This window comes from Shigella sp. FJ200513 (assembly GCF_040495915.1).
In the GTDB taxonomy this organism is placed as follows: domain Bacteria; phylum Pseudomonadota; class Gammaproteobacteria; order Enterobacterales; family Enterobacteriaceae; genus ECMA0423.
In genome coordinates this window covers 1-9,678 of sequence record NZ_JBDYCV010000126.1, presented here as the reverse complement: position 1 = coordinate 9,678, position 9,678 = coordinate 1, and the positions used below count along the sequence as shown (strand labels likewise).

The 9,678-nt window shown below is 42.8% G+C and carries 8 protein-coding genes and 4 pseudogenes; 4 read left to right on the top strand and 8 right to left on the bottom strand.

All coding sequences use genetic code 11. The features are described 5' to 3' along the window. Positions 1 to 71: 71 nt before the first annotated feature. The 6 genes and pseudogenes from ABZJ92_RS18785 to fimB form a co-directional block, all read right to left on the bottom strand. Positions 72 to 671, bottom strand: a pseudogene (locus ABZJ92_RS18785) (FimD/PapC N-terminal domain-containing protein); the annotation flags it as partial. A gap of 66 nt (positions 672 to 737) precedes the next feature. Further along, positions 738 to 1,463 carry a type 1 fimbria chaperone FimC gene (gene fimC, locus ABZJ92_RS18780; RefSeq protein ID WP_000066552.1) on the bottom strand — a complete coding sequence of 242 codons (726 nt, stop codon included), beginning with the start codon at positions 1,461 to 1,463 and terminating at the stop codon, positions 738 to 740. A gap of 36 nt (positions 1,464 to 1,499) precedes the next feature. Then, positions 1,500 to 2,039, bottom strand: coding sequence for a type 1 fimbrial minor subunit FimI (fimI, locus tag ABZJ92_RS18775; protein WP_000824103.1), 540 nt, complete (start codon positions 2,037 to 2,039; stop codon positions 1,500 to 1,502). Positions 2,040 to 2,103: 64 nt separating this feature from the next. Further along, entirely contained in the window at positions 2,104 to 2,652 is a 549-nt protein-coding gene (gene fimA / locus ABZJ92_RS18770; protein WP_000695529.1) for a type 1 fimbrial major subunit FimA, read from the bottom strand. 480 nt (positions 2,653 to 3,132) lie between these two features. Beyond that, complete coding sequence (fimE, locus tag ABZJ92_RS18765) at positions 3,133 to 3,729, bottom strand: type 1 fimbria switch DNA invertase FimE (protein ID WP_000044711.1); 597 nt, start codon at positions 3,727 to 3,729, stop codon at positions 3,133 to 3,135. 477 nt (positions 3,730 to 4,206) lie between these two features. Next, positions 4,207 to 4,809: pseudogene (gene fimB / locus ABZJ92_RS18760) on the bottom strand (type 1 fimbria switch DNA invertase FimB). 1,453 nt (positions 4,810 to 6,262) lie between these two features. On the opposite strand from fimB, the gene nanC reads away from it, so the two are divergent. The 3 genes and pseudogenes from nanC to ABZJ92_RS22540 form a co-directional block, all read left to right on the top strand. Continuing rightward, a complete protein-coding gene (gene nanC, locus ABZJ92_RS18755) occupies positions 6,263 to 6,979 on the top strand; it encodes an N-acetylneuraminic acid outer membrane channel NanC (protein WP_001295734.1) in 717 nt (238 codons plus the stop codon). 19 nt (positions 6,980 to 6,998) lie between these two features. Next, positions 6,999 to 8,105, top strand: a complete 1,107-nt coding sequence (gene nanM, locus ABZJ92_RS18750; RefSeq protein WP_005048917.1) for an N-acetylneuraminate epimerase — start codon at positions 6,999 to 7,001, stop codon at positions 8,103 to 8,105. Positions 8,106 to 8,169: 64 nt separating this feature from the next. Further along, positions 8,170 to 8,784: pseudogene (locus ABZJ92_RS22540) on the top strand (sialate O-acetylesterase); the annotation flags it as partial. 284 nt (positions 8,785 to 9,068) lie between these two features. On the opposite strand, the gene ABZJ92_RS22535 reads toward ABZJ92_RS22540, so the two are convergent. Continuing rightward, entirely contained in the window at positions 9,069 to 9,167 is a 99-nt protein-coding gene (locus ABZJ92_RS22535) for a protein YthB (protein WP_211180523.1), read from the bottom strand. Between the two features lie 92 nt (positions 9,168 to 9,259). Here ABZJ92_RS22535 and ABZJ92_RS18740 point away from each other — a divergent pair. Further along, positions 9,260 to 9,465: pseudogene (locus tag ABZJ92_RS18740) on the top strand (phosphorothioated DNA-binding restriction endonuclease); the annotation flags it as partial. Between the two features lie 153 nt (positions 9,466 to 9,618). Here ABZJ92_RS18740 and ABZJ92_RS18735 read toward each other — a convergent pair. Further along, the coding region (locus ABZJ92_RS18735) for an IS1 family transposase (protein ID WP_071528444.1) at positions 9,619 to 9,678 on the bottom strand (60 nt) is incomplete at its 5' end.

Below are 9,678 nucleotides of genomic sequence, written 5' to 3'. Positions count from 1 at the left end.
CTGATGGAAATGGAAGCCACGCAAGCACCTTAAAATCACCATCATACACTAAATCAGTAAGTTGGCAGCATTACCCGATTCTGTACACTATTTCCGCTGAAATTATAATTGAGCAATCCGGCATTAATACCGGGATCCCATAACTCAGGAGGAATATAACCACGCGCGCGATTACTCATAAATGCCTGAGGGATCGTCAGGTTCAGTCGCTGCTGACCAACATCCAGATGCGCAGTAGCGTCCTGGACCATTGTGGTTAATGGCACACAGGCATCATCCGCCAGCAGATTCATACCGGCGACAGAAGCCGTATTCAGCCCCATACTGGCGAGTTGCGCGCGTGTCAGGCAGGGAACAATCCCTTGTTCACTGTCGCCCGTATTAAATGTGACATCACGCGTTGCCATATAACCATTATTCAAATAGATATCGACGCGATACGTCCCTGGCGGTAATTCTTGCCCATTTTCAAAACGCGATAAATCGGCCACAGCCTGGGGATCATCCGCTAAAAAGCGCAGATTAAAATAGAGGTCGGCAGATGACAAAGGTGCCTGTGCGGCAAAAGCACAGGCGACAACGAGTCGGACAAAAAAACCAGCCAAACGATGCTTACGAATATGCAAGCATTGTGTGTTTCGCTGGTAAAGTCTTAAATTCAGATATGACATTATTCCTCCGGTTTAAAATCACCCGGCAGTCAATTCTTTTTATTCAGGCGAAAAATTCCCCCTGCGTTATTCCATTACGCCCGTCATTTTGGGGGTAAGTGCGCCATAATCATTTATTGTTCGGTAAGTAATATTGCTTCCTGCATCAGAAGGCAATTTAACCGTGCTTTCGCCCATTGGAGGCACCAATGCATTTTCAAGAACCCGGGTTCCGGCATTCAACTCTGTTACCGTCAGGTAATAGGGTGTCGGGTTAATCAGCGTCAGAGAATTCGCGCTACGACGAAATCTTAATTTTTCTGCGGCCTGATCGGGTGGCAACGCTAATTTAGCCGGGCGATAGTACAGTTTAATGCGGCTGATAATTGCGAGCTGTAGCATATTCTCAGTCAATTTTGATTTATCCATTGACGGAATCGCTTTAACGTTCATCCAGAATAAACTTTCCCGGTCCTGTGGCAATTGGTTATTTGTTGCATCAAGAATACGTAAGGTATTCTCTTTTTTTCCCTTCATCGCAAACAGAGGAGGCGTCACGATAAAACGACCATCCTTTACACCATCGGCATTTTCCACCCATGATTGAATTAAATAGGTACTATTTTCATCATTATTTGTCACGGCAAGTTGCACTTGTTTTTGCCCTGCCGGATAAATTACGCGAGTCGCACCTAAGGCCACTCCTGCTTCAGCGCGTCCGGCAACCATCATTGCCATGAACATCAGGATACCTGCCAGCAAGCAGAATGTTATTTCCTGCGATTTCCTTACATTGACGTTTTTATTACTCACTGTCCTGTTCCTGTTATCACATTATCTACTGAACAATTACTGATAGGTTAAAGAGAACCAGGCCTGGGCATTGGCGATGCCGCCAGTAACCCGACGCCCGGTAGCACGATATTTGGCGATGAAATGTAGCGAAGTAGAGCCTGAGTAAAGCCGTTTCCAGTTTGCTGGAGGACGATTAATCGGTACGAGGTTTCCTTCATCATCAAACAACGCTACACCAATATTGGAGGCTATCCCTGGCCCCTCTCCCACGGAGAGCACATCCGGATTTTTACCATCCGCGACACCGTGAAACGCCACACCCACACGTTCACTCACCACCGTGCTACATTCCCGTAAATGAATAACAAAAGGCACCGGTGCGCTATCTTCCCCTGCCGCATGAAACCGGTTACTGCTGATTTGCCCCATATTGACCGTCATTTGTTTATCACCGGCTTCAATCCGGCAAGTTTCCGCAATAATGACGCCCTGAAATTGCATATTTCCGCCGGGCAGCGTGGTATTCCATTTATTTCCGGCCAGAGCAAACATTGGCAGCAACGACGCTAACAGAAATAATCTCTTCCTTTTCATCGTTATTTTTATCGCACAAGGGTGGGCATCCCTGCCCGTAATGACGTCCTTGAACCTGGGTAGGTTATTGATACTGAACCTTGAAGGTTGCATCCGCATTAGCTGCACCCGGGGTTGCCTCGCCGATTGCATAATAACGCGCCTGGAACGGAATGGTGTTGGTACCGTTATTCAGGGTTGTTTGTGCACTAAATGTCGCACCGTCCAGCGTCAGAGCATTGCCTGTTCTGTCTAGGATCTGCACGCCAACGTTTGTTGCACTACCTGCAGCAGAACTCTGCAGAGCCAGTACATCAGTACGCGTAGCATCAATTGCCGTACCTAAGAAGGCAACAGCGGCTTTTGTGGCAACAGTGGTATCGCAATCATTCAGCTGAATGTTAAAACCAACGGCAGAGCTGGTTGCTCCAGCCTGCTTCAGGCTAGCGGTACGAACCTGTCCCAACTGAACGGTTTGATCAACAGAGCCTGCATCAACTGCGCAAGCGGCGTTAACAACTTCCCCTTTAAAGTGAATGGTCCCACCATTTACCGTCGTAGTATCGGCCAGAGCCGCTGCGGAACTGAGGGACAGAGCCGACAGAACAACGATTGCCAGAGTTTTAATTTTCATGCTGCTTTCCTTTAAAAAAACTATTTCTAAATCGACATGGGCAGTCGTTCTGTACACTTTGTTTTGTCAACGAGTTTGACTGCCAACACTGCACAGTTTTCCCCCAAAAGATGAAACATTTGGGGCCATTTTGACTCATAGAGGAAAGCATCGCGCACAAACTTTTTCAGTTTATTTGTTGGCTTAATATTCTATTATTATCTTTATTTATAGATTTTTATATTGCATGAGGTGGTTTTTGGAGAGAAGAATGAGGAAGATGCGTCGAGCCACAGAAACGTTAGCTTTACATATAGCGGAGGTGATGTGAAATTAATTTACAAGAGAAATAATTTACATATCAAATAGTTAGATGCTTTTTGTCGTTTTTTAATATTTTTATGCTTGAGAAAAAATACGTAACTTATTTATGATATGGACAGTTTGGCCCCAATTGTCTTGTGTTTATTTGTTTTTTAACTTTATTATCAATAAGTTAAATCAAACCTCTTCTCTTTTTAATTTTTCGTTTATGAGATTATTTCTTTCCCATAATCCGGCAAAACGAGCAGCATTACTGGCGGTATAACGCACAGTATGGCGAATATTTCGATGCCCGAGATAATCCTGAATTAAACGGGTATCTGCACCACGCTCCGCCAGTTCATAACCGCAAGCATGCCTTAACATATGAGGATGAGTCTGCGTTACGGTTCCAGCTTCAATACCGGCATCGCGAATAATGCGATAGGCCTGCTGGCGAGAAAGCCGACTCCCGCGGCGAGAAATAAATATAGCGTCGGTCCGGTCAGCGCCTTTCCAGTTAGCACGTTCCTGGGTCCAGCGTTCCACGGCTTCACGCTCATCAAAACGTAACGGGTGAACGGTAGAAAATCCGTTCTTCAGTCGGCGAATATTTATTCGACCTTCATTAAGGTCAAGGTCCTGATAATGCAGATCAAGCAGTTCACTAATACGCATCCCATGCCGATATGCCAACAGAATAAGACAATAATCTCTGGCTCCCGTTGCCCCGTAACAAACCGCCTGCATCATGGCCTGAACTTCTTTACCGGTAAGATAACGACGTTTACTCACAATAGTAGTACTCCTAACTGAGATATATTTGAATGAATACCTATAGGAAACCTCAATCGGTCAAAATTAGCCCAATAGATAAAAAGATAACCACACACGAAGTTATGTGGCTATCAGTCAATTACATTAAACATCATACAAAAATAAAATATCACTGATGTGACAACATCTATTTTCATTGATTTGATTCAATATAACAATAGATTACAGAGGATTAACTTCCAGTTACTTAAAAAATAAAGAAAAAAGTGTGGAAACAGGAGAATTTAAGTGATGTGTAAACTTATGAATGATTTTGTTTATTTATTTTGAAGAACATAAATCATTAGATTTTGTATGGGTATGGTTAACTTAATGTTTATTATGATAATTAAGAATCACACTTACAATAACATCAATTAATAAATGGTTAATCATTTTTGATATATCGTAAGAATAATGTAGTTTTTAACACCATCCCTGGTATCTCAACTATCTCTATAAAACAGCATGACGCTGTCGTCCTCTGGCTCTATCCCAGATGCCGTAAAAACGCCCTGCATTGCTGGCGGTATACCAGACAGTATGACGAATATTGCGATGCCCAAGATAATCCTAGATAAGTCGCGTATCTATTCCCATATTCGCCAAAGCAAAACCACACGAATAGCGTAACATGTGCGGATGAATCTCCAGTGACAACCCGGCATTACCACCAGAAGTCGAGATAATATGGTAAAACTGTTGCCGAGAAAGCGGATTCCCCTTACGTGATAAAAATACCCACTCGCTCTCAGCATGCGGATAAGAAGTACGGATACTCAACCAGTTTTTTAAAGCCTGAACTTCTTTGTTCAATAGCGGGTGCGTTGTTGAAAAGCCTTTTTTTAATCGATGGATATATATACACTTTGCTTTAAGATCAATATCCGAAATCCTCAATCGACAAATTTCACTCGCCCGGAAACCATGAATAAAACAAAGCAAAATCAGACAATAATTACGTGTTGCATGAGGCCCGGTATTTGCTGCTTTAAGGAGTGACTCGATTTCACTATGGGTAAGGAAGTTCCTTTTTTTGTTATCAGCCTTATTCCTCATCGTTTTCCCTTATAATTACAGACGCGCACTAGCTGTGCTGGGTTAGCAATAATCCAACATTTTTATCCTGATTATGTTTATAAAAGCGAACGTTTGCTTAATAACTTACGTAAGTGGACCAGTTCTTCTGAGCGAACTTAAATGGAGTAGCGATAGTTACTTATAATAACTTTGCCATACAAACGCCATGCTCTTGCATGCTATGTACCTTTATATATTTATCAATCTGATACGAATCTAATAATAACCCTCATCATTAATGCAACTAATCTTATCTATATATCATGTGATATGTTCTGTAACAAGTAAAATCAACATAAAAAATTCAGCAAAATTTAATATTTGTTAAACTAGCCGTCTCAAATATGACATTATTAGTTAACTGCATTTGCCACAAAATGGCTATTTCATGGAACGCAGTAATTTCTTAGTGGCTATTATCATGCTAATTCTTAGATCCCTAGCGATTATTCCTGCCTGGTTCGTCAGCTTAGGCCATGAGATTGTTACATTCCTTTTTATCCTGGAGATATGGGGGAACGCAGGCGACGCTTTTTCATCTACATCCGTTGGTAAATATAGCTTTGGTCACTACGACTTAAGCCTTCCTCAATCACAGCTATTCGCCGGGCGATACGGCAAACAAACTAAGTGAAACATCATCCTGAAAACACCAACATCAACAAGCCTCTCCAGATCGACATCAGGAGTGACCAGTTACAAGCCACAAACCAAGAAACATATTTCATGATGAGAATTATGCTCAGCCTGATGGCGAGTAAACCCTTATTTTCACCACTCTCACTGAGTTAGCTTGCAAAGCTTTCTTTGTTTAGATTCTAAATAAATTATTTATAAAACGTATAGTTAAAAGAAAATCTTTAGTTTTTGAAGACCACCGCAAGTGTTCGTCTGGCTTCACATGGCATCTTCTTCTTAGAAAAAGATCGACATATTTTGTGACGCGAATTGCAAATCTGGTTTTGTTGTATGGATTGCGTGATTTTTGATCTGGTATAACAGGTATAAAGATGCACCACGATAGTCAATGAGACTGGGCATCTCGTAATCTATGGCAAACATCACTTCAGTTCTTTCACATCGGGTGATGAAAATGCACTTCAGTCTGAAAGGAATATGAAAATGAGATCAACAGACACTCTATTTTATGACTCTGGGTAAAATGGGTTGAGTAAGTGATATAACTTACGAATATTCAAATCAATTAAAAATCAGAAGAGATTTTATACTCAGGTATTTAATCTGGATCTCTGTTTATTTAAATAATGTTAAAAGAGAATTTTCACAGGAGACCTTATACAAAAAATATAAAATACAGTTACCCGTTGCCAAAGACACTATAAGCCTGGCAAAAAAATATTACACAACATAAATGCTAATTGTTTATGCGGGCTTTGTATTGCTTTCTGTATCCTACAAATGAGTGAAATTTATGAAAAAGGCTAAAATACTTTCTGGCGTATTATTACTGTGCTTTTCGTCCCCATTAATTTCTCAGGCTGCGACACTGGACGTACGTGGTGGATATCGTAGTGGAAGCCACGCCTATGAGACTCGACTCAAAGTCAGTGAGGGATGGCAAAATGGATGGTGGGCAAGCATGGAAAGTAATACCTGGAATACCATTCATGATAATAAAAAGGAAAATGCCGCACTCAATGATGTTCAGGTTGAAGTTAATTACGCAATTAAACTTGATGATCAATGGACGGTGCGCCCGGGAATGTTAACGCATTTTAGCAGCAACGGCACACGCTACGGACCCTACGTAAAACTGTCCTGGGACGCGACAAAAGATCTTAATTTTGGCATTCGCTATCGTTACGACTGGAAAGCTTACCGACAACAAGACTTATCCGGTGATATGTCTCGTGATAACGTTCATCGTTGGGATGGATATGTCACTTACCATATTAATAGTGATTTCACCTTCGCATGGCAAACGACGCTATACAGCAAACAGAATGATTATCGCTATGCAAACCACAAGAAATGGGCGACGGAAAATGCCTTTGTTCTACAATACCATATGACGCCCGATATTACGCCATACATAGAATATGACTACCTTGACCGCCAGGGTGTTTACAACGGCAGAGATAATTTATCGGAAAACAGTTATCGCATTGGTGTGTCATTTAAACTGTAGTAGACAGGAGACAGTCACAATGAATAAAACTATAATGGCGCTTGCTATCATGATGGCTTCATTTGCCGCAAACGCGTCTGTATTACCGGAAACTCCTGTGCCATTTAAAAGTGGTACCGGAGCAATTGATAACGACACTGTCTACATTGGTTTAGGTAGCGCAGGTACAGCATGGTACAAGCTAGATACACAGGCCAAAGATAAAAAATGGACTGCGTTAGCTGCATTCCCTGGTGGACCGAGAGAGCAAGCAACCTCTGCATTTATTGATGGCAATCTGTATGTGTTTGGCGGCATTGGCAAAAACAGCGAGGGATTGACTCAGGTATTTAATGACGTACACAAATACAACCCCAAAACCAATAGCTGGGTTAAATTGATGTCGCACGCGCCGATGGGCATGGCGGGTCATGTGACTTTTGTACACAACGGCAAGGCTTATGTTACTGGCGGTGTTAACCAGAATATCTTCAATGGCTATTTTGAAGATCTCAACGAGGCTGGAAAAGATTCAACCGCTATAGATAAAATCAACGCCCACTATTTTGACAAAAAAGCAGAAGATTATTTCTTCAATAAGTTTCTGTTGTCTTTTGATCCCTCAACACAGCAATGGAGTTACGCTGGCGAATCGCCCTGGTACGGAACGGCTGGTGCGGCGGTTGTGAATAAAGGTGATAAAACCTGGCTTATTAATGGCGAAGCCAAACCAGGATTGCGAACGGATGCCGTATTTGAACTTGATTTCACCGGTAATAATTTAAAATGGAATAAGCTTGATCCCGTCTCATCACCAGATGGCGTCGCTGGCGGTTTTGCGGGGATAAGCAATGATTCTCTTATATTTGCTGGAGGGGCCGGATTCAAAGGTTCACGAGAAAATTACCAGAACGGTAAGAACTATGCGCATGAAGGCCTGAAAAAATCATATAGCACTGATATTCATCTTTGGCATAACGGGAAATGGGATAAATCGGGTGAATTATCGCAAGGTCGGGCCTACGGAGTATCATTGCCCTGGAATAATAGTTTATTAATTATTGGCGGTGAAACTGCAGGCGGCAAAGCGGTGACGGATTCAGTTTTAATTTCTGTGAAGGATAATAAAGTCACAGTACAAAACTAACGCTTCAGGGCCCCGGTAAAGGGGCCCTGCTATCAATTTGTCATTTGTATTACGCGAAAATTATATGAACGCAATAATATCACCCGATTATTACTATGTTCTTACCGTTGCTGGTCAGTCTAATGCCATGGCGTATGGCGAAGGACTGCCATTACCGGACAGGGAAGATGCGCCTCATTCCAGAATTAAACAATTAGCGAGATTTGCGCATACGCATCCCGGAGGCCCGCCATGTCACTTTAACGACATTATTCCACTGACTCACTGCCCACACGATGTTCAGGATATGCAGGGTTATCACCATCCTCTGGCAACGAATCATCAAACACAGTACGGCACCGTTGGCCAGGCACTGCATATTGCACGGAAATTACTGCCCTTCATTCCTGATAATGCAGGGATTCTTATCGTTCCGTGTTGCCGTGGCGGATCGGCTTTTACCGCGGGCAGCGAAGGGACATATTCAGAACGGCACGGAGCCAGCCATGATGCTTGTCGTTGGGGAACGGATACTCCGCTGTACCAGGATTTAGTCAGCAGAACGCGAGCCGCACTGGCAAAAAATCCGCAGAACAAATTCCTCGGCGTATGCTGGATGCAAGGCGAATTTGACTTAATGACCAGTGACTACGCGTCACACCCTCAACACTTTAATCATATGGTTGAAGCCTTTCGTAGGGATCTAAAACAATACCATTCTCAGCTTAATAATATTACTGACGCGCCGTGGTTTTGCGGCGATACCACCTGGTACTGGAAAGAAAATTTCCCGCATTCGTATGAAGCTATTTATGGCAATTATCAAAATAATGTTTTAGCCAATATTATTTTCGTCGACTTCCAGCAACAAGGTGAAAGAGGACTGACGAACGCGCCTGATGAAGACCCGGACGATTTAAGCACGGGATATTACGGTTCAGCGTACCGGTCACCGGAGAACTGGACGACGGCACTGCGAAGCAGTCATTTCAGCACGGCAGCCCGTCGGGGGATTATTTCTGACAGATTTGTAGAAGCAATTTTGCAGTTTTGGCGCGAAAGGTGAGCGGGGAGTTTATTCATGGGGGATGTCCTTGTTCGTTCTCAGAGTAGACAACAAAAAACAAATGAGATCAAGGTAATATCTCTTCACTTGCGGGCTCGAACAGCAGGCAATTGCCAATATAATAATCTGGCACAAGGGTGAAAAACGCGCACCGCATAAACCGTTGTTATTGCTTACAGATTAGCCGGATGCCTTAATAGACATCCGCGCCTTTTCGATTATGGCTCGGAAATCTACGAACATCTACACAGTTTACTGGAACGTTTTGGGCCACAGCGTTCGCAGCACCGTCCTGATATGCCGTTCTGGCGATTATAAGTCGACGGATTCTGGCAAATAGACGATGATGATATGCTTAATGATGTTCAAAGAAATTAGGCCATTATTATATTATTGCTTGCATTTTCTTTCATTCCTAAAAGCACCCGCCATTAATCCCAGGCGCATTATGCAGGTAATGACTCCAACTTACTGATAGTGTTTTATGTTCAGATAATGCCCGATGACCTTGTCATGCAGCTCCACCGA

Bases quoted from the DNA above. Each gene is read 5' to 3' on its own strand.
- fimI (WP_000824103.1), bottom strand. From the start codon at position 2,039: ATGAAAAGGAAGAGATTATTTCTGTTAGCGTCGTTGCTGCCAATGTTT.
- nanM (WP_005048917.1), top strand. From the start codon at position 6,999: ATGAATAAAACTATAATGGCGCTTGCTATCATGATGGCTTCATTTGCC.
- fimA (WP_000695529.1), bottom strand. From the start codon at position 2,652: ATGAAAATTAAAACTCTGGCAATCGTTGTTCTGTCGGCTCTGTCCCTC.
- nanC (WP_001295734.1), top strand. From the start codon at position 6,263: ATGAAAAAGGCTAAAATACTTTCTGGCGTATTATTACTGTGCTTTTCG.
- ABZJ92_RS22535 (WP_211180523.1), bottom strand. From the start codon at position 9,167: ATGAATAAACTCCCCGCTCACCTTTCGCGCCAAAACTGCAAAATTGCT.